This is a genomic window from Mycobacteroides chelonae (assembly GCF_016767715.1).
Lineage (GTDB): Bacteria > Actinomycetota > Actinomycetes > Mycobacteriales > Mycobacteriaceae > Mycobacterium > Mycobacterium gwanakae.
This window is the reverse complement of record NZ_CP050145.1, coordinates 2,256,442-2,276,708: the sequence shown is the minus strand read 5'-3', so window position 1 is coordinate 2,276,708 and position 20,267 is coordinate 2,256,442. Positions and strand designations below refer to the sequence as shown.

Sequence of the window (20,267 nt, the reverse complement as noted above, 5' to 3'; positions counted from 1 at the left end):
GTGATCGGAACGGCAGTCAGAGAGCGGCGCGGGCCCGTTCCAGGAAGACCCGCGCCGCAGGGCCGGCCGGACCGCCGAGGCGCCAGGCCAGTGCAAGTCTGCCGCGCAGCGCGGGCCGGATATCCGATGCCGCCACCCCGTGCCGGCTCCGGACGTACGGGGCAGGTACCACCGCCACTCCGAGTCCCTGCTCAACAAGGCTTACCAACGCTCGCGGTGAGCTCGCTTCAAAGGCCACATTCGGGGTGAGGCCTGCCGATCGACACGCGGTTTCCAGGATCGACCGCACACCACTGCCGGTGGGCAGGCAGATCAGGGTGCGTTCACAGAGCCTCTCGAGCGTGACCGTGCGCCGTTTCGCCCACGGGTCATCGGCCGCGAACGCCGCCACCAAGGGCTGATCGTCGATGACCTGTAATCCCAGCCCCTCAAGCTGCTGCGCCCCCAGCGCCACAATCGCCCCGTCCAGCCTGCCATCGCGCAACCCGGTAACAAGGTCCTCGCGCACCGCCTCGGTGAGGGTGATGGTGATGGCCGGGTGATCACGATGGAACGCGGAGAGCAGCGATGATAGGTCTACGCCATGCGACGTCACGGTGCCGAACGCGATATGCCCGCGGAGGAGTCCGCCAATCTCGTCTGCCGCCTCACGCACCCCGGCAACCGCAGCGAGAGCGGCTCGCGCATAAGGAATTACCGCCTCGCCCGCATCGGTAAGGCGGACCCGACGCCCCGATCGATCAAACAAATCCTGCCCTAGTTCGCGCTCCAGAAGCCGGATTTGAGCGCTCACACCCGGCTGGGCGACATGCATGGCGGCGGCGGCTTTGGTGAAACTCGATGCGTCCGCGACCGCTAGCAGGTAGCGCAGCTGATGAATCTCCATAAGATTTGATTATAGATTTAGCAACTAATAGATCTTGGACTTCTGCAAGAAGCCATCCGATGCTGGAATACATGAGCACAAATGAGACATCAGTCGTGATCGCAGGAGCCGGCATCGGTGGACTCACCTCAGCATTAGCCTTGCACACCAAAGGGTTTGATGTGAAGGTGCTCGAGGGTGCACGTGAAGTCAAGCCGTTGGGTGTGGGCATCAACATGCTTCCGCACGCGGTAGGTGCGCTCACCGAACTGGGCTTGGGTGCGCAGTTGATGGGTATGGGCATCGCCACCACAGAGATCAGATTCTGCGACAAGCGCGGCACCATCCTGTACACCGAACCACGGGGCCTGGCGGGCGACTACCTCCATCCACAGATCTCGGTGCACCGCGGCCAGTTGCAACTCATGCTTCTCAACGCCGTAAGGGAACGCATTGGCCCCCAAGCAGTTCAGACCGGCAACCGAGTTCTTGGATTCGACAGCGACGGAGACCGAGTCCGCGTGCGCACCACTGGCCGGGACATCACCGGCACCGTCTTGATCGGTGCCGACGGCGTGAACTCGGTGATACGCACACAGCTGCATCCGGTCAATCCGTTGCGCTGGTCAGGCGTGCGGATGTGGCGCGGCGCCTCCGATGTCGGCCCCTTCCTGACCGGGAAGGCCATGATCGCCGCCCACGACGACACCAACCACGAACTCATCGCCTACCCAATCAGCGACCGCACTGTGAACTGGGTAGCCCTGGCACGCACCGATCCCTCCGGCGAACTACCGGCCGGGGCGCGCTGGAACGACCCCGTCACCCCCGATGAGGTGCTAGATCACTTCCCGGGCTGGGACTTTGGTTGGCTGAACCTCGACCGAATGGTTCGCGCTACCGAGCGCATCGTCGAATACCCGATGGTCGACCGCGACCCGCTGACCCATTGGGGTCAGGGACACGTCACCCTGCTGGGCGATGCCGCCCACCCCATGTATCCCTTGGGAGCCAATGGCGGATCGCAGGCCGTGGTCGACGCCCGTTCGCTGGCACAGGCACTGTCCGAATTCCGCGACGATCCCGCACGCGGTCTGGCCGAATACGAGTCTCAGCGGATCACCGCCACCCGCGATGTGGTGCTGGCCAATCGCGCGATGCTGAAATCCTGGGGCGAAGAGTCGGCGGAGGGGCTGCAGAAGCTGGCGCAGTCCTACCGGCAGCGCACAAGGGCCTGATCCGCGGCGGACTCGGTGTGAATGGAATCAACGGCGGAGGTCATCCAACCAATCCACATGGCGCTCACACCCGAAATCCAGGAATCGCTGGCTCAATGAGGACATGCAGATCGACACGACCCCCGGCCCCGATGTTGTCGTCGTCCTCAACGCCGACGATCAGAGCGGACGTGAAATTGTGCGGATACTTGTGCGCAACGGGCACCGGGTGGTCATCTGCGGCAGGCACACCACCGATCTGACGAGGATGCTGCACGGCTATGGTGCAGATGAGGTCATGGCCATCGCCGCCGATGCCACCGACCCGCGCCAGCTACGCGAGCTGTGCCGGCGCGCGACCGACCGCTTCGGCACCGTCACCACGATTCTGGATGCTGCCGCGGGCCGGCACATGCCGCGACTGCGGCTCGCCTCCTAGAGCCGATCGACCCGTTTCGGCGGCACCGTTCCCTCAGGCCATCCAGTAGGCCTGGGCTTTCATCGCCCTGCGCGGAATGCCGTAGTGATCCTTGAGAACTTGCGCCACCTCGCGAGTGGTCCGGGTGTCGCACGCCACCCATCCGAAGAAATCGGGGGCATCAAAGGCAGCCTCACGCACCACCTGGACCAGCGATGGGTCGCCGTGGCGATCTATCCAGACCGCATTCCCATTCACCGGCAGCGTCTTGTCGCTCTCATGCGCGGCCTCCAGGAAAACCGTGGCCGGGCTGTCGCCGATGACTTCCAGCAGGGAGTTGATCGCGGGCAGGGACGCGGTGTCGCCGACGATGATGTATCCGCGCGGAGCCGGAACGGGCAGCTCGAAGTGGCTGCCCAACACCGTGGCCTCGATGGTGTCTCCCACCAGGGCCGCCTGCGCCCAGCGCGCCGCCATCCCGTCGTGCAGCGCGAATTCGATATCGACGGTGTCGGCCTGCGGATCCGGGTTGACCAGCGTGTATCCGCGCTGGTGCAGCTTCTCCCCGTCCGAGAACCACAACCGGATCCACATAGTCGGGTGAATGTCCCGGTCCTGCAGCAGGCCGCCCGCGGAGAAGCTGAGCCTCACATAGTTGTCGGTCAGCTCGCGCCGGCCGGTCACTGTTAGCTGGAAATCGCCGGCCCGGAACAATTTGAGAACCGCGCCCTGCCACCCACGTGTCGGTTGCGTCACTGTGCTCGGCATTACACCCTCCTCGATTCGCTGAGTGCGCTTTTAGTTTAGGCTAGCCTAACCATCCCGACCTGCGCAGGGCTAGGGTTAGCCATCGACACTTAGGTAAGGGAATGCTAATCTCTTGCCGAGCAGGCAACGGTGCCATGAACAAAGGCGGTAGATGAGCACTCGCGAACGAGTTAATCAACTCGAACGCCCGGGTGTGGCCACAGTCACACCAGTGTTCATTGCTGATGGGTTAGAACACCGAAGTGATCACCGCTACCAAATATGGAGTGGCGGTGCCGAGGGTGGGCGATGTGCTTCAAGTTTGCCAGCTGCTCCGGACATAGAGGCGAGGAACTATTCACGTTCGCGACCCGACTACTCCAGTCAGCGAGCGTGTCGATCGGGTGAAGGGCTGTAAGTGGATATTCGTGAACGAGTTGGCCAGCTGGACCGTGCGGCGCCGGCGGTGAATCCGTCAGCCCGCATCGACCCGGAACTAGAGAGCCGATTCGCAACCTGTTGCCGCGCGCTCGGTCTGTCCGTTAATGACAGGCGGCGTCCTGCAGATTTGCCAGCAGCACGTTACGGCTTCACGTCGCTGTGCCGAACGGCTCAGGATCACTGTGATGTCTGGGTCGGCCTGGCCGCCTCCGGGGGCGCCACCGTCGACGTGCTGGAGGCGATCTCCGAGACCGCGGCGACCGCTGGGCATCTTCAGCATGCGGTGAACCTGCACCCGGGCGACCTCACCTTCCTCTACGACACCGGGCTCTACCTCGAATTCCGTGCCAGCGGCCCCGACGACTATCACCTCGCCTACGCGGCGGCCCTCGTGGACAAGGGTGACTACGTCAAGGCTGCCGAGCTGATCGCCGCCGTAACCGAGCGACGCCCCGGATGGTTCAACGCCCGCTGGGCCGCTGTCGCCATGCAGAATCGGGCCGAACGTTGGTCCGATGTCGTCACGCTGCTGACCCCAGTTGTCACCGATGCGTCGTTGGACCCCACCACGTCCCACGCCGTACGGATCACCCTGGGTATTGCCCTCGCCAAGCTCGGCATGGTCAATCCCGCCCTCTCCTACCTCGAAGACCCCAGTGGTCCCATCGAGGTGGCAGCCACCGACGGCGCACTGGCCAAGGCGCTCAACCTGCGCCACCACGGTGACGAAGAGACCGCGACCGAGGTGCTCCAGGATCTGTACGCGGCCAATCCGGAGAACACCGAGATCGAGCATGCGCTCACCGATCCGAGTGTGGGTCTGCACACCACGACCGCCGCGCGCATCGCTGCCCGTACCGATCCCTGGGACCCCGAAACCGAGCCCACCGAAGAGGATTTCATCGATCCTGAGGCTCACGAGCGCAAGGCGATCCTGCTGGCCGAGGCCGAGCAACAGCTCAGCGAATTCATCGGCCTGGAGCAGGTGAAAGACCAGGTCTCACGACTCAAGAGTTCCGTGGCGATGGCGCTGCGGCGCCAGGATCGCGGACTTGCCGTTGGCCACCGCACCCACCACCTGGTGTTCGCGGGCCCTCCCGGCACCGGTAAGACCACCATCGCGCGTGTGGTCGCCAAGATCTATTGCGGCTTGGGGCTTCTCAAGCGCGAGAACGTCCGCGAGGTGCACCGCGCCGACCTCATCGGTCAGCACATCGGTGAGACCGAAGCCAAAACCAACGCTGTCATCGACAGCGCGCTCGACGGTGTGCTGTTCCTCGATGAGGCATACGCGTTGGTGTCCACCGGCGCCAAGAATGACTTCGGTCTCGTCGCCATCGACACCCTGCTGGCCCGCATGGAAAACGACCGCGACCGCCTGGTCGTGATCGTCGCCGGATACCGCGCCGAGCTGGACCAGTTCCTCGACACCAACGAAGGTCTGCGCTCCCGTTTCACGCGGTCCATCGAATTTCCCTCGTACGCACCGCCGGAGCTCGTCGAAATCGCATCGGCCATGGCGTCCGTGCGCGACAGCAAGTTCGACGAGGGCGCCGCTGACGCGCTGCTCACCGCCTTCTCGGCGATGTGTGCCGCAGAGGCTCCCGATACCCGCGGCATCGCACGCCGCAGCATCGACGTCGCCGGTAACGGTCGATTCGTCCGTAACGTCGTGGAACGCTCCGAGGAGGAACGTGAACACCGCCTTGACAACTCAGGCGCCGAAGAATTCAGCGATGACGACCTCATGACGGTCACCGTCGAGGACGTGCAGGCATCGGTGGAGGCCATCGTCGCCGGCCTCGGGCTGTCGGCTCCCGGGACGCCGGTCCAGAAATGAGCGATAACCGAGACAACAACGCGAACTCCGAGCGCCGGGCCTTCGCATCACGCACTCCGGCCAGTGAGAACCCCGAACCACTGAAGTACCGTCGCGGGTTCGTCACCGGGCATCAGGTCACCGGATGGCGATTTGTCATGCGTCGCATAGCATCTGGCGTTGCACTACACGACGCCCGGATGCTCGTTGATCCGCTGCGTACCCAATCCCGCGCATTCAGCATGGGCGCCGTCATCGTCGTCACCGGACTTGTCGGGTGCTTCGTCTTCAGCCTGCTGCGCCCCTCCGGTATCGCCGGTACCGATCCGGTGCTTGCCGACCGGTCGACCGCGGCGCTCTATGTCCGGGTGGGTGACAACCTGCACCCGGTGCTCAACCTCACCTCGGCCCGTCTCATCGCAGGCAAGTCCGTGGATCCGACGATGGTCAAAAGCACTCAGCTCGACCAGTTTCCGCGCGGAAACCTGATCGGTATTCCGGGCGCACCGGAGCGCATGGTGCAGGCCAAGAGCACCGACGCCGCCTGGGCGGTGTGCGAGTCCACCGAAAACCGCGCCGTGACCGTGATCGCCGGAGCATTGGACACCAGTGGGGACAAGGCCTTCGACCTCCCCCGCGACCGTGCCGCGGTGGTGTCCTCTGACGCGGGTACCTGGCTGCTGTGGGATGGGAAGCGCAGCGCGCTCAACCTCGGCGATATCGCCGTCACGAGCGCTCTGGGCCTCACCGCGCCACCGGCCGTGCGCCCCGTGACCACCCGCCTGCTCAACGCCGTTCCCGAGGCTCCGGCACTCGTGGTTCCCCCCATCCAGGGAGCCGGGACGCCGACCGCTTATCCATTGCCGGTCGCGGCGCCCATCGGCTCGGTGCTGGTGAGCTCCTCAACCGACAACACTCCGGTGTACTACGCGGTGCTAGCCGATGGCGTGCAACAGGTTTCACCGGTGATCGCATCGGTACTGCGCAACGCGAATTCATATGGTCTGGAACAGCCACCGCGGCTGACCGCCGACCAGACGGCGCACTTGCCGACGTCCTCGGCGATCGATACCAGGGTGTTCCCCAGCGCCGCCATCAAGCCGCTGGCCGCCAACGAGGATCCGGTGCTGTGCTCCCGGTTCACCAGGACGGCCGATGCCTCCTCGGATTCGTGGTCGCTACTTGCGGGTTCGGTTCTGCCCCTTTCTGATTCGGTGCACACCGTGCAGCTGATCTCCTCCGCGTCCACCCCGACGCGGGTCGCCATCACTCCCGGCATCGGATACCTGGTGCAGCCCGGCGGTGGCGGTGGGTACCAGTGGATATCCGATACCGGTGTGCGTTACGGCATCGATACCGAGGCCGAGGGCGACAAGACCCTCGAGGCACTCGGCCTGCACAAGCCCGCACTCACCATCCCCTCGTCGATTCTGGATCTGTTCGCCTCCGGGCCATCGCTCTCACGTGCCGATGCCCTGCTCGCGCACGACAGCCTGGCTCCGACCGATCGGCCGGCCACGCGCATCCAGACCGACAACCCATCTGCTCAGGCACAGGAGTCCCGTTGAGCCGTCTCATTTTCGAACCCCATCGGCGTGTAGCGCCTCCCGCGATACCCGATGCCACGGTGACCGTAGAGGCACCACCACAACTGCCTCGGGTGATTCCGCCATCGTTCCTGCGCCGCGCCATGCCGGTTGTGATCGTGATCCTGATCGTCGGGATGGTGGTCGCACTGGTCGCCTCCGGGATCCGGCTCATCTCCCCGCAGACGCTGTTCTTCCCGTTCGTGCTCCTGCTGGCCGCGACCGCGTTGTATCGCGGAGGCGGTGACAAGGTCCGCACCGAGGAGGTCGACGCCGAGCGCGCCGACTACCTGCGGTACCTGTCGGTGATTCGTGAAAATCTGCGCACCCACGCCACACAGCAGCGCAAGGCGCTGGAATGGTCGCACCCGGATCCCGAAGAGCTCACCACTGTTCCCGGCACCCGGCGTCAGTGGGAACGCGACCCCGGCGATGACGACTACCTGGTAGTGCGCGCCGGACGTCATGATCTCCCCCTGGCCAGTCCGGTACGCGTCAAGGACATCGCCGACGAGATCGATCTGGAGCCGGTGAGCCACAGCGCGTTACGCGGACTGCTGGACACCCAGCGCACGGTGCGCAGCGCACCGCTGGGCATCGACCTGAACAAGGTTTCGCGCATCACGGTGCTCGGCGATGACGACATCGTCCGCGCCTCGATCCGATCCTGGGTGACCCAGGCAGCCACTTTCCATGATCCGACGCTGCTGACCGTGGCGATGGCCGGCCCGGGTGTGGAGGACAGCGACTGGTCGTGGCTCAAATGGCTTCCCCACGTGGACATCAGCGGTGAGGTCGACGGCGTTGGCCCGGCGCGCTACCTGCGCCGCACAGGTGCCGAGCTGTTCGAGGCACTGAAGCCGGTGCTGTCCGAGCGCGCGCTGTTCGGGGCTGAATCCGGCGCCCACAAGCATCTGCTGATCATTCTCGACGACCCGACCTACGATCTGAACGGCGTGAACTCGCCGATCCCGGCAACCGGACTGGACGGCGTCACCGTCATTCAGCGGGCGGACGGAAGTGACGGCGCCACCAAGCTTCCGGAGTACCTCAACCCGGAACGTCCTGTGCTGCAGGTCAATCGGAACGGCGTGAGCGCACGAATCACCCGGTGGAACGGCAACGACTGGCAGCCGTACATCGACGAGGCCGATCAGCTCACGCTCGGAACCGCATCGCACGTGTCCCGGCGGCTCTCCCGTTGGGATTCCAATCCGACGCATCCGGGCCTGCGATCGGCCGCCACCGGTGGTGCAACCTTTACATCGCTGCTCGGTATCGAAGACGCGTCCCAGCTGGATGTGCCTGCCCTGTGGTCGCCGCGTACGCGTGACGAAGAGCTTCGCGTGCCGATCGGCGTGACCGCCTCCGGCGAGCCGCTGATGTTCGACCTCAAGGACGAGGCCGAGGGCGGCATGGGACCGCACGGACTGATGATCGGCATGACCGGCTCCGGTAAGTCCCAGAGCCTGATGTCGATTCTGTTGTCACTGCTGACAACGCATTCGGCCGACCGTCTCATCGTGATCTACGCGGACTTCAAGGGTGAAGCGGGAGCCGATATCTTCCGCGACTTCCCACAAGTCGTCGCCGTGATCTCGAACATGGCCGAGAAGCGCTCTCTGGCGGATCGTTTCGCCGACACGTTGCGTGGCGAGGTTGCCCGGCGCGAGAACCTGCTCAAGCAGGCCGGCCGCGATGTACAGGGCAGTGCCTTCAACTCGGTCCGCGAGTACGAGGATGCGATCGCGGCCGGTCACGACCTGCCCCCCATCCCCACGCTGTTCGTGGTCGCCGACGAATTCACCCTGATGCTCCAGGATCATCCGGAGTACGCCGAACTGTTCGACTACGTCGCACGCAAGGGGCGCTCGTTCCGGATTCACATCCTGTTCGCGTCACAGACCCTCGACGTCGGCAAGATCAAGGACATCGACAAGAACACCTCGTACCGCATTGGTCTGAAGGTGGCCAGCCCCAGCGCATCTCGGCAGATCATCGGAACCGAGGACGCGTATCACATCGAATCGGGCAAGGACCACAAGGGCGTTGGTTTCCTGGTGCCCGCCCCCGGGGCGGTGCCCATCAAGTTCCGCAGCACCTATGTCGACGGCGTTTACGAGCCACCGTCCAGGACCACGACCATCGAGATCCACGCCACTCCGCAGCCCAAGCCGTTCACGGCGCTGCCGGTGGCCACCGATCCGACCACAGTGATCGTCAAGGGTGGATCCGACCAGCCACAACAACCGGCACGCAAGCTGATCTCCACCGTCGGCGCCCAGCTGGCCAAGGTGGGTCCGCGTGCACCCGAGCTGTGGCTGCCGCCGCTGGACACCGCGATCCCGTTGGCAAGTGTGTTGAGCCAGACCGGCATCCCGGCACGCCAGCTGCGCTGGCCGCTCGGCGAGATCGACAAGCCGTTCCAGATGCGTCGCGATCCGCTGATCTTCGACGCGACCTCGGCGGCCGGAAACGTGATCATTCACGGTGGCCCGAAGTCCGGGAAATCGACTGCCCTGCAGACATTCATGCTGTCGGCAGCCGCGTCGCACTCCCCCCGCGATGTCACGTTCTACTGCATCGACTACGGCGGCGGGCAATTGCACGCGCTCGAAGGACTGGCACATGTCGGCAGCGTCGCCAGCGCCCTGGAGCCCGAGCGCATCCGGCGCACCTTCGGTGAGCTGGAGCAGCTTCTGGCCTATCGCCAGCGTCTGTTCCGCGACCGCGGCATCGCCTCGGTGAGTCAGCTGCGCACACTGCGTGACAGCGATCGCACACTGGACGACGGGTACGGCGAGACGTTCCTGATCGTGGACAACCTGTACGCGTTCAGCCGCGACAACACCGATCAGTTCAACACCCGGAATCCGCTGCTGGCCCGCCTTACCGAACTGGCCAACGCCGGGCTGTCATACGGCATCCACGTCGTGATCACGACACCGAACTGGATCGAAGTGCCGCTCGCGATGCGCGATGCTCTCGGGCTACGTCTGGAACTCAAGCTGCACGACTCGGCAGACAGCAACGTGCGGGTACCCGGTGCGCTGCGCCGCCCCGCCGAGAGCGTGCCGCACGATCAGCCCGGACGCGGCCTGACCATGCAGGCCGAGCATTTCCTGTTCGCGGCGTCCGACGCCAAGGACGTGGAATCGGTCAACGCCAACTACCCCGGGGCCAAGGCTCCTGCCGTCCGCCTGCTGCCGGCAGACCTGGCACCGGACGCCATCGGTCCGCTGTACCCCGGACGCGAGCAGGTGGTCATCGGTCAGCGCGAGCAGGATCTGGCGCCAGTGGCTCTCGACTTCGCCCACAACCCGCTCCTGATGGTGCTGGGCGATACCGGATCGGGCAAGACGACGCTGTTGCGGCACATCATCCGTACGGTCCGCGAGCACTCGACACCCGACGAGGTGGCATTCACCGTCCTGGACCGGCGTCTGCATCTCGTCGATGAGCCGCTGTTCCCCGACAACGAGTACACCCCCAACATCGACCGGATCACCCCCGCGATGATGGGCCTGGGTGCCCTCCTGGAGAAGCGCCGGCCACCGGCCGGACTGTCCCCCGAGGAACTGCACAACTGGGTGTCACGCGGAGTGACCGCACAGCGGCACTACCTCATCATCGATGACGTCGACCAGATTCCCGATGCGCCCGCCGTCAGCGGTCCATACATCGGGCAGCGTCCCTGGAACCCGATCACGGGCCTGCTCGCCGAGGCTCGCGAGCTCGGCCTGCGAGTGATCATCACCGCGCGTGCCACCGGTTCCGGGCACATACTGATGACCAACCCCATGTTGCGCCGTTTCCACGAACTGCAGGCCAACACCCTGATGTTCAGCGGTAGCCCGCAAGACGGTGGCCGTATCCGTGGACATCGCTTCGAGCGTCTGCCTGCGGGCCGCGGCGTTCTGTTGTCAGATAACGATGTCCCGACATATGTACAGACCGTTAATCCATTCGTCAGTGAGCACGCTGCTCAAGGAAGGGAGTACCCACGATGAATCTGAATGTCATTCCGGAAGGTCTGCTTGCCACCAGTGCTGCAGTGGAGGCGCTGACCGCGCGTCTGGCCGCCGCACATGCTGCTGCCGCGCCGGTGATCGGTGCGGTGGTACCGCCGGCGGCCGATCCGGTGTCGTTGGAGACCGCGGCCGGTTTCAGTGCCCGCGGTGTCGAACACACCGGGGTGGCCTGTTGAGGCTAGGCCGGGCCGGGCTGGGTCATTTCAGTCCGCGGCCAGCTACCACCAGGGGTATGCAGCCGCGGCGCCAGCTGATCGCGCGGGGCTAGATTCCGTGTCCCGCCCCATCTGGATGGCTTTCCGCCCGAAGGTCCACCGGCGCTACTGAAACGCTGGACCCGGGCCGGGAACTGTTGGCGGCAACCGCCATACGTCACAACACTCTCGGTTGCAATGCACCACTGCCGCAACGGAGTTGACGCAGCTGCTCGCTGCCACCAACGCCGGTCCCTGGCAGGGGCCCAGCGCCACCCAGTACGTCGTCAGCCACGCACCGTATCTGGCCTGGCTGACCCAGCAGAGCGCGCTGAGCGCCACCAATGCCGTGCTGCACGAAACCAGTGCCGCCGCATACACGACGGCTCTGGCCGCGATGCCGACGCTGGCCGAGCTGGCGGCCAACCACATGATTCACGGCGTGCTATTGGCCACCAATTTCCTTGGTATCAACACCATTCCGATCGCGCTCAATGAGGCGGACTACATCCGGATGTGGGTTCAGGCCGCCACCACCATGGGCGTCTACCAAGGGGTTTCCACGGCCGCTGTGGCGTCGGTCGCGCCGACGACACCCGCGCCGATGATCATGGCTCCGGGCGGCGAGGTGACGTCACGGATGGCCGACATGTCGGGCCTGGCCGCGCAGGCGCAGGCTGCCGAATCCGGCACCGCGCTGGACGACAGCGAGAGCTTCTTCGAGAAGCTGATGCGGCAGATTCAGGAGTTCTTCACCGACCCGCTCGGCACCTTGCAAAGGATCTTGCAGGACTTCCTGCGCAACCCACTCGAAGCGCTCGTGGCGTGGGGTCCGCTGTTGTTCTTCATCGCGTACGAGGCGTTCTTCATCCCCTTCGGGTTCACCTTCTGGGGCGTCATGCTGTCGGCTCCGCTGTGGCTTCCCCTGCTCCTGATCGGACTGGCGCAGTTGATCAACCCGGTTCCGGTCGACGCCGACGTACCCGGGGAGGAACCCGCGCCGCAACCAGCCCAGGTCGTGCGCAACTCACCTCAGCAGCAGCCGTTTGCGATGGGCGGAATGCCCGGAAGCGGCGGCACGGCAATTACCAGCGGTACGGGTGCACCGTCCGCCCCCGCGACACCGGCTTCGCCTGCTGTCGCGGCGGTGACTCCTGCCTACATGGTGTACGCGGCACAGGAGGATCCGCCGGCGGCGCGGTTTGGGCCGACATTGAATGAAGGTGCAGGTGCCAAGGCGCCGGCAGCGGGGATCTCCGCAGCGGCCGCAGCGGCCGCGTCGGCGCGTTCACGTGCCCGCCGCAAGCGTGGTGCGCGGATCAAAGATCCGGCCCCGCAGTTCATGGACATGAATTCCACCGTGGACCCGGACTTTTCGGAACCGGCAGCTCGTCAGCCCGCTGGTGTCGGGGCTTCTTCTCGCGGCACTGGCCAGCTCGGCTTTTCCGGGACGGTATCCAGGAGTACCTCGAGCACCAGCGCGGCCGGTCTGATCGAACGCGAAACATCGGCCGAGGCCATCGACGGTTCGCGTACCGCCCCAATGCTGCCCACCACCTGGGGCACCGACGCGAACGTGGATCCCCAGGACAGCGCCGAAGGGGGGCCTCACAGCTGAGCGGCCACGAACAACCAGAAATCACCGACAACACAACACGATTGAGGAGATGAATATGAGTTTGCTTGATGCACACATTCCGGCGCTGATCGCCGCGGAGGGCACTTTCGGGGCCAAGACCGCTTTGATGCGTTCGACGATCTCGCAGGCCGAGCAGGCCGCGATGTCGGCCCAGGCTTTCCACGTCGGAGAGTCTTCGGTGGCCTTCCAGGCCGCACACGCCCGGTTCGTGGAAGTCGCCGCAAAGGTCAACGCCCTGCTCGATATCGCCCAGCTCAACCTCGGCGATGCCGCAGCCACCTACGTGGCCGAAGACGCCGCCGCCGCCAGCCGCTACATCGGCGTCTAACCCACACACGCACAAGGAAGGGAACACAGCAGATGTCGCAGATCACTTTCAACTACCCCGCCATGCTGGCCCACGCCGGCGAGATGAACACCTACTCCGGTGTACTGACCGCCCTGGGAGCAGACCTGGCCGCCCAGCAGGCCTCCCTGCAGGCAGCCTGGCACGGTGATACCTCCATGAGCCAGGCCGCTTGGCAGGCTCAGTGGAACACCGCCATGGAAGAGCTCATCCGCGCCTACCGCGCCATGGGCACCACCCACGAAACCAACACCCTGTCCATGAACGCCCGCGACATGGCAGAAGGAGCCAAATGGGGCGCATAAACGCCCTTGGTGCTCCAGCACCTGATCGTGCGATGAACCAGGCCACCCGGTCGCCGGACGCCGTCGAGCTGACGGTCGACCAGGCCTGGTTCCTCGCAGACACCTTGAGCGCCGGCACCTTTCCCTGGGTGCTGGCGATCACGGTCCCCTTCCGGGATGAGGCACAGCGCGCCGGCTTCAATGCTCAGCGCGTCCAGGAACTCACCCGTGCAGGTGTGCTCAGCGCCGACGGTGCGGTGGATCCTGCCGTGGCGGGATGGATCCGCACCGTGTGCCGCCCCGACCGTTGGCTCGAACTGCGTTATGTCGCGGCAGGTTCGGAGAATCCGGACGTGATGCGCGGCATCATCGCGCACAAACAATCACAGGGTCGTGCGCAGACCGTGGTGTCACTGCGCAATGCCCACCTGATCACCTTCACGGCGGTCGACGCCGACGACCCTTCGGCGCTTGTCCCCAGTGTGGTCGCCGGACTGCGCTGGCGCGCACCCGCACGGTTCCCCGAATTCACACTGCCCACCCACGTGGGCGCCAAGGCCGATGAGCAGCTGCGTTCCGGCGCCTCACTGGCCGATGTCATGGGATACCTGGGCGTCCCTCCCACCGCACAGGCTGTGGTGGAATCAGCGTTCATCGGAAACCGCAACTATGTTGAAGTAGTTGCCGGACAACGTGATAACGCAACCCAGCAGACTTCCGAGGTGGGTATCAGCGTGGTCGACACCAGCGCTGGACGCATCCTCGTCAGCCCACACCGCGCGGGCGACGGCACCTGGCTGTCGACCTTCGCACCCGGAACCCCATTCGCGATCGCCGTAGCCGTCGAGCAATTGATGGCCACGCTCCCGGACGGGCATTGGTTCCCGGACGCGCGATTGACCCGAGACTTCGACTGATGCTTTCCCTCTATTAGTTCCCTAGTGTGCTCCACCCCCCTATCGAGAGAGTCAAACGAAACACCATGTCTGACAACGCCGTGATGCCCATCGTCCGGGTAGCCGTGCTCGGTGAAGAAAAGCTGACCGAGGTCGCCTTGCCGACCCAGCTGCCGATGCGCGACATCATTCCCGCAGTTCACCGGTTGGTGGCCCCAGACGCCACCGAGGCCACCCCTCAGCAGCTGAGCCTGGCCCCGGTGAATGGCGCGCCGTTCAGTGCCGACGCGACCCTGGACACCGTGGGAGTCGTCGACGGTGACCTGCTGACGCTGCGTCCGACTCCCGTGGGACCCGCCGCACCCGGCATCGTCGAGGACATCGCGGATGCGGCCGTCATCTTCTCCGAATCGCGTAAGCGCCCGTGGGGTGCCGAGCACATTGCCCGTGTCACCCGTGTGGGCGTCCTCGGATTAATCGTGGCGGCAACGGTTCTGGCGATCGTTCACAACATTCGCACCGGTTCCACGTTGAGCCTTGCCGGCCTGGCAATGGTCGCGGTCGCCACCGCGATCGGGGCGCTGGTGGCACATATCCGATCGCCTCGCCTGGGCGCGGAGCTGGCGATCACCGCCCTGGCTCCCATCGCCGGTGCACTCGCTCTCGCCATCCCTGGAGATGCCCTGGCGCCGCGCGCCCTCCTGGGCGCCGCCGGGGTAGCCGCGTGGTCGCTGATCTACCTGATCGTGGCGCGCCAGCAGATCGCCTTCTTCACCGCCACCACGGTGCTGTCCATCGGTATCGCCGGTGCCGCTGGCGCCCAAATCCTGTGGCACCCGTCGCTGCTCGCAGTGGGCTGCGGTCTGATCGTGGTGGGGCTGCTGGTCACCGTGCGTGCCGCACAGCTGTCGGCCTTCGCCGCCCGCTTCCCCCTGCCCACCATTCCCGCACCCGGTGACCCGACTCCCTCCGCTCCGGCGATGTCGGTACTCAAGGACCTCCCGCGACGCGTTCAGCTGAGTGACTCACATCAGAGCGGATTCATCGCGGGCGCTTCACTTCTGGCCATCCTGGGATCACTGGCTCTGGTCGGCGGTTCGGCGCAGGCGAGCCCGTGGACCTGGTACCTGGTGGTCGCGGTGAGCGCCGGGGCAGCACTGCGCGCACGCGTCTGGGATTCGGCGGTGTGCAAGGCCTGGCTGCTGGCGGTGCCCTTCGTGGTGACCTCCGCACTACTGGTGATCTTCGCCCTGGCGGGCCGTTACACCGGCGCACTGGCTGCGCTTGGCGTGCTGGCGTTCTTGGTCGCCGCGCTCACTGTCGTGGTGTTTAACCCGAAGATCGCTGAGGCAGAAAGCTACTCGCTGCCCAGCCGGCGGCTCCTGGGATTCCTCGCCTCGGGCATCGATGCCTCACTGCTGCCGGTCATCGCATACCTCACCGGACTGTTCAGCTGGATCCTCAACCGATGATCCGTTTCATGTCTGTGGGCGCCGTCGCCGCGATGCTGCTGGCGCTGTCTCCTATGACAGCACCGGCCGCGTACGCGGTGACACGTCCGGAGGCGGATCCCGCCGCCCTGCCTCGAGATTCGGCCCCCAGCGCAACAGCCGGTATGCAGTCCGCCGCGTGCACCACCACCGTGTTGACGCCGGGTACGGGGACCAGCGGAAAACCGTCCCCGGAATTCGAGGAGGCGTGGCGCTTCTCTCGCGGTGAGGGCCAGAGCGTCGCCATCATTGACACCGGCGTACAACCCAGCGCGCGGCTGCGTGTCGAAGGTGGAGGCGACTACGTTCAGTCGACCAACGGGCTGACCGACTGCGACGGACACGGAACCATGGTCGCGGGAATCATCGGCGGCCAGCCCGGCCCAGATGGATTCTCGGGCATCGCGCCGGCATCCAAGCTGATCTCGATTCGCCAGGAGTCCTCCAAGTTCTCTCCGCGAATCACCGGCGGCGATCCCAGCACGAACGGCGCCACCCACTTTGTCAGCACTCTGGCGCGGTCCATCGTGCATGCCGCGAACCTCGGCGCACGCATCATCAACATTTCCTCGGTCGTCTGCGTTCCGGCCGCCAAGCCCATCGACCAGGCCGCACTCGGCGCGGCGTTGCGTTACGCCGTCGAGGAGAAGGACGCCGTCGTCATCGCAGCGGCCGGTAACACCAGCGGCGGGGGCGCCAACTGCCAGCCGAATCCACTCAGCGGTTCGGGTACCGATCCGAGGAATTGGACTGGGGTGGAATCTGTTTCGGTTCCCTCTTGGTGGCAGCCATATGTACTGTCCGTCGGGTCGGTGTCCGCCGACGGCGCACCCTCGAAGTTCACGATGCCCGGTCCCTGGGTCGGCATCGCGGCAAATGGCGAGAACGTGACGTCGCTGTCCAACGACGAGGAAGGCGGGTTGGCCAACGGAATGGTCGGCCAGGACGGCAAGGCGCACCCCCTCTTCGGAACCAGTTATGCGACGGCCTATGTCTCGGGTGTCGCAGCGCTGGTGCGCAGCCGGTTCCCGGAACTCACCGCGAACCAGGTTGTCTCGCGGCTGCAGCGGACCGCTCGTGACGCGGGCCGTTCTCCCTCCAACCTTGTGGGAGCGGGAACCGTCGATCCGGTAGCCGCGCTCACCTGGGACGTACCCGCAGACGGAACTGCTCCCGCAGGCCCCAGCGTCCGCGCCATCGTTCCGCCGCCCCACCCGCGGAAAATCCCTTCCCCGGCAGCTCGCCTTCCTGGGCGCCGGTGTATGTCTGATCGCGGTGATCGTCGTCGCCGGGCTCAGTGCACGTCGCAGACAGGAGAGCACGAGTGAGTAAGAACGTGAAGCTATATCGACCCCCGGTACCGTGCACGCTGCGGTTGACCCTGGTGGCGACGCTGGTCGCAGCGGGTGCGTTCGCCCTCTACCGCCGGGACCCCGCCGACCGCTGGATCGCCATCACCGCCGGAGTGCTGGCACTGGTGCTGCTGGTGTGGTGGCGTGGCACCTTCCTCACCGACATTCTCGGACGATTCACGAAGCTGCTGACCCGCAGAATCTCTGGGAGGTCCTCCGCGAACACCCCTCAGATTGCCGCAGCGGGCGTCGATGCGCGCACCACGGTGGCACTCGAGCTCTCAGCACCCGCATCGGATGAGGAGGTCCCGCTCGGGCTCCTGTCCGGATACCTGGATCGCTACGGCGTACGGTGCTCATCAATCCGGGTCACGACCGCCGGGATAGCCGGCACCGAGAACAAGACCTGGGTGAGCCTGACCCTGAGCGCGGCGGACAACCTTGCGGCATTGCAGGCACGTTCTTCCCGAATCCCTTTGCGTGAGACCGCCGATATCGTGGGACGCCGACTCTCAGATCACCTACGCGAACTGGGGTGGCAGATCAATGCCGCAGAGAACCCCGGCACGCCGCTGCCGGAGGAAGTCAAGGAGGGCTCCCGCGCCGTCACTGACGATCACGGATACCTGGCCGCCTACCGCGCCACGGTGAACGACGATCTGCCGAACACTCTCGGAAGCATCGGGAGTGCCCCACTACCGGAGCGCTGGACGGTCCTCGAGCTCACCGGCACCACCGATGCTCCGCTGCTGACCGTGGTGTGCGCCGTGCGCACAGACGAGAAGCCAGAGTCACGCGCGCCATGGGGCGGGCTGACGCTGTGCTGGGGCGAGCACCTGCCTGTCCTGCAGGCGATGAACCCGCTGTCGCCCAACTCCTTCGGCGTAGCCGGGACCCCGGTCACCGTAGAGTTCCTCGACAACCTCGCGCCGCAGAATGAGGCACAGGCACTGGTCTGAGAGCATGTGGGCTAACGCGCTCCTGGGTGCGTTAGCCCACTGCGGCGTTGGCAGATTCCGGGAAGAGCGACCCGGCCTCGGTACCCTTTCGGGGTGATCGCAGGTTCGGCCAGACGTCTGGGAATGCTCGCCGCCACGCTGAGTCTCGTTCTCACAGGCTGCGGCCACGAGAACCCCGGCTCTGCGTCCTGGCCACCTGCCGGTGGGCGAGGCCCCTGCGCGGTGGCCAAAAAAGTCGATGTACCGGCCACCATGCGCGACGGCACCGTACTGCGTGCCGATGTCTACCGCCCTAAGCTCAAGGACCCCGTGCCGGTCATCCTGATGCGCACCCAGTACGGCAAAGGCAGCGCGCAGATCAAACCGTCGCGGTTCCAGACTCCCGACTGGTTCGCCTCACACTGCTACCTCGTGGTGGTGCAAGACGTTCGCGGGCAGGGCGCATCGGATGGGATATTCACCGAATTCGGCAATGACGGTAGCGACGGATACGACACCGTCGAATGGGCGGCCGGATTACCCGGCTCCACCGGCAAGGTCGGAATGTACGGGTCCTCCTATGTCGGCGCGACCCAATGGCTCGCCGCCACGACAACTCCCCCGCACCTGACAACCATCGTCCCGTCCAACACCGCATCCGACTACTACGACGGCTGGACCTACGAGGGCGGCGCGTTCCGGCTCGGCTTCGTATTGCCATGGGCGATCGAGACAATCGCCACCACCGCGGCGAAGAACCGCGGCGACGACGCGACCGCCCGAGAGCTGGAAGCCGCCGCCACGGAGCCGGAGCGCTGGCTCAAGTTTCTTCCGTACCAGGATGTTCCACCGATGCAGCCGGGCAATCCACACGTTGCTCCCTGGTACTTCGACTGGATCCGCCATTCGACCCGCGACGACTACTGGAAGCGGTGGAGCATCCGGGATCGGTACGAGAACGTGAAGGTCCCCGTCCTGCATTTCGAAGGCTGGTACGACGCGTTCCTGCGCGGAGGCCTGGAGAACTTCGCCGGCATGTCCTCGCGCGGCGGCTCAGCGGAGGCGCGCCAGCATCAGCGCATCGTCATCGGCCCGTGGGATCACCTCGCCTGGGGCCGCGAAACATCGAGTCCCTCGCCACTGCTGAAAGGCCTGGGGGCCGGAGCCAGTAGCCCCGTGAACGAGCTGCAATTGGCGTGGTTCGATCACTTTCTCAAGGGGACCGACAACGGTGTCTCCGCCGACTCACCCCGCGTCGACTACTACCTGATGGGCGCCAACCGATGGAAGAGCGCCCCTGCCTGGCCGCTGCCACAGACGCAATGGACCGTCTACCACCTCGGCGGTCCCGGCGCGAAACACCATGGAACGCTGGGTAACTCGACCATACCCGGGGATCCACCCGACAGCTACCGCTACGACCCTGCCAATCCGGTGCCGAGTGCCGGCGGGCACTCGTGCTGTGCCGCGGACACCGCCCCGGAAGGCCGATACGACCAGAACACCATCGAAGAGCGCCCCGACGTGCTGACGTACACCGGCGAGCCACTCACCGCCGATACCGAAGTCACTGGGCCGATCACCGTCGACCTGTGGGCTTCGTCGTCGGCGCCGGACACCGATTTCACCGCGAAACTCGTTGTCGTGCAATCCGATGGCACCGCCGTCAACCTCAACAACGGAATTGTCCGAACCTCGCTGGCACAATCCTTATCCGAGCGCCGGCCCATCCCCGCCGGCCAGCCACACAGATACCGCATCGACATATGGCCGGTGAGCTACCAGTTCCGTGCCGGCGAGCGCATCCGGCTGGAAATCTCCAGCAGCGACTTCCCGCAGTACGCGCCCAACCCAAATACGGGTGCGGCGTTCGGGCGGAACGATGAACTCCGCTCCGCCACACAGACAATCCTGCACGATGCCGCGCACCCGTCCGTGCTGACGCTTCCCGTCATACCCGCAGGCAGCCCGGGAACAGAGCAGTTCCCGCTGCCCAGGTAGTCA

At 65.4% G+C, this 20,267-nt stretch carries 13 protein-coding genes and 3 pseudogenes; 14 read left to right on the top strand and 2 right to left on the bottom strand.

Annotated features, from left to right (window positions below):
- Positions 1–16: 16 nt before the first annotated feature.
- Positions 17–886 carry a LysR family transcriptional regulator gene (locus HBA99_RS11200; RefSeq protein WP_070951042.1) on the bottom strand — a complete coding sequence of 290 codons (870 nt, stop codon included), beginning with the start codon at positions 884–886 and terminating at the stop codon, positions 17–19.
- Positions 887–945: 59 nt separating this feature from the next.
- Here HBA99_RS11200 and HBA99_RS11195 point away from each other — a divergent pair, with 59 nt between their 5' ends.
- Both HBA99_RS11195 and HBA99_RS11190 read left to right on the top strand, forming a co-directional pair.
- Positions 946–2,103 carry an FAD-dependent monooxygenase gene (locus tag HBA99_RS11195; RefSeq protein WP_070924422.1) on the top strand — a complete coding sequence of 386 codons (1,158 nt, stop codon included), beginning with the start codon at positions 946–948 and terminating at the stop codon, positions 2,101–2,103.
- A gap of 103 nt (positions 2,104–2,206) precedes the next feature.
- Positions 2,207–2,521 carry an SDR family NAD(P)-dependent oxidoreductase gene (locus HBA99_RS11190; protein ID WP_070924423.1) on the top strand — a complete coding sequence of 105 codons (315 nt, stop codon included), beginning with the start codon at positions 2,207–2,209 and terminating at the stop codon, positions 2,519–2,521.
- Between the two features lie 33 nt (positions 2,522–2,554).
- On the opposite strand, the gene HBA99_RS11185 is transcribed toward HBA99_RS11190, so the two are convergent.
- The gene (locus tag HBA99_RS11185; protein WP_070951043.1) at positions 2,555–3,268 is read right to left on the bottom strand and encodes a siderophore-interacting protein; all 714 of its coding nucleotides are present in this window, start codon (positions 3,266–3,268) and stop codon (positions 2,555–2,557) included.
- A gap of 397 nt (positions 3,269–3,665) precedes the next feature.
- Between HBA99_RS11185 and eccA the strand changes: the two genes are divergently transcribed.
- The 12 genes and pseudogenes from eccA (at position 3,666) to HBA99_RS11125 (ending at position 20,264) form a co-directional block, all read left to right on the top strand.
- Positions 3,666–5,528 carry a type VII secretion AAA-ATPase EccA gene (gene eccA, locus HBA99_RS11180; protein ID WP_078322023.1) on the top strand — a complete coding sequence of 621 codons (1,863 nt, stop codon included), beginning with the start codon at positions 3,666–3,668 and terminating at the stop codon, positions 5,526–5,528.
- Positions 5,525–7,075 (top strand): type VII secretion protein EccB, encoded by a 1,551-nt coding sequence (gene eccB / locus HBA99_RS11175; RefSeq protein ID WP_070924425.1) that lies wholly within the window; start codon positions 5,525–5,527, stop codon positions 7,073–7,075. The genes eccA and eccB overlap by 4 nt, the downstream gene beginning before the upstream one ends.
- Entirely contained in the window at positions 7,072–11,103 is a 4,032-nt protein-coding gene (eccCa, locus tag HBA99_RS11170; RefSeq protein ID WP_070925594.1) for a type VII secretion protein EccCa, read from the top strand. The genes eccB and eccCa overlap by 4 nt, the downstream gene beginning before the upstream one ends.
- Positions 11,100–11,370 (top strand): annotated as a pseudogene (locus tag HBA99_RS11165) (PE family protein); the annotation flags it as partial. The gene eccCa and the pseudogene HBA99_RS11165, both read left to right, overlap by 4 nt.
- Positions 11,371–11,397: 27 nt before the next feature.
- Positions 11,398–12,936, top strand: a pseudogene (locus tag HBA99_RS24970) (PPE family protein).
- A 55-nt stretch (positions 12,937–12,991) separates the two neighbouring features.
- A complete protein-coding gene (locus tag HBA99_RS11155) occupies positions 12,992–13,285 on the top strand; it encodes a hypothetical protein (protein WP_030095674.1) in 294 nt (97 codons plus the stop codon).
- A 32-nt stretch (positions 13,286–13,317) separates the two neighbouring features.
- Entirely contained in the window at positions 13,318–13,608 is a 291-nt protein-coding gene (locus HBA99_RS11150) for a WXG100 family type VII secretion target (protein WP_030095673.1), read from the top strand.
- A gap of 32 nt (positions 13,609–13,640) precedes the next feature.
- Complete coding sequence (locus HBA99_RS11145; protein WP_030095672.1) at positions 13,641–14,504, top strand: ESX secretion-associated protein EspG; 864 nt, start codon at positions 13,641–13,643, stop codon at positions 14,502–14,504.
- Positions 14,505–14,569: 65 nt separating this feature from the next.
- Positions 14,570–15,955 (top strand): type VII secretion integral membrane protein EccD, encoded by a 1,386-nt coding sequence (gene eccD, locus HBA99_RS11140; protein ID WP_070951044.1) that lies wholly within the window; start codon positions 14,570–14,572, stop codon positions 15,953–15,955.
- A pseudogene (gene mycP, locus HBA99_RS11135) lies at positions 15,952–17,305 on the top strand (type VII secretion-associated serine protease mycosin). Before eccD ends, mycP begins: the two are co-directional and overlap by 4 nt.
- Positions 17,298–18,284, top strand: coding sequence for a type VII secretion protein EccE (gene eccE, locus HBA99_RS11130; RefSeq protein WP_070951046.1), 987 nt, complete (start codon positions 17,298–17,300; stop codon positions 18,282–18,284). Before mycP ends, eccE begins: the two are co-directional and overlap by 8 nt.
- 123 nt (positions 18,285–18,407) lie before the next feature.
- The gene (locus HBA99_RS11125; protein WP_070951047.1) at positions 18,408–20,264 is read left to right on the top strand and encodes a CocE/NonD family hydrolase; all 1,857 of its coding nucleotides are present in this window, start codon (positions 18,408–18,410) and stop codon (positions 20,262–20,264) included.
- Positions 20,265–20,267: the final 3 nt, after the last annotated feature.

Coding starts and splice junctions, on each gene's coding strand:
- HBA99_RS11125 (WP_070951047.1), top strand. CDS start 18,408: ATGCTCGCCGCCACGCTGAGTCTCGTTCTCACAGGCTGCGGCCACGAG.
- HBA99_RS11150 (WP_030095673.1), top strand. CDS start 13,318: ATGTCGCAGATCACTTTCAACTACCCCGCCATGCTGGCCCACGCCGGC.
- HBA99_RS11190 (WP_070924423.1), top strand. CDS start 2,207: ATGCAGATCGACACGACCCCCGGCCCCGATGTTGTCGTCGTCCTCAAC.
- HBA99_RS11200 (WP_070951042.1), bottom strand. CDS start 886: ATGGAGATTCATCAGCTGCGCTACCTGCTAGCGGTCGCGGACGCATCG.
- eccB (WP_070924425.1), top strand. CDS start 5,525: ATGAGCGATAACCGAGACAACAACGCGAACTCCGAGCGCCGGGCCTTC.
- HBA99_RS11155 (WP_030095674.1), top strand. CDS start 12,992: ATGAGTTTGCTTGATGCACACATTCCGGCGCTGATCGCCGCGGAGGGC.
- eccD (WP_070951044.1), top strand. CDS start 14,570: ATGTCTGACAACGCCGTGATGCCCATCGTCCGGGTAGCCGTGCTCGGT.
- HBA99_RS11195 (WP_070924422.1), top strand. CDS start 946: ATGCTGGAATACATGAGCACAAATGAGACATCAGTCGTGATCGCAGGA.
- HBA99_RS11145 (WP_030095672.1), top strand. CDS start 13,641: ATGAACCAGGCCACCCGGTCGCCGGACGCCGTCGAGCTGACGGTCGAC.
- HBA99_RS11185 (WP_070951043.1), bottom strand. CDS start 3,268: ATGCCGAGCACAGTGACGCAACCGACACGTGGGTGGCAGGGCGCGGTT.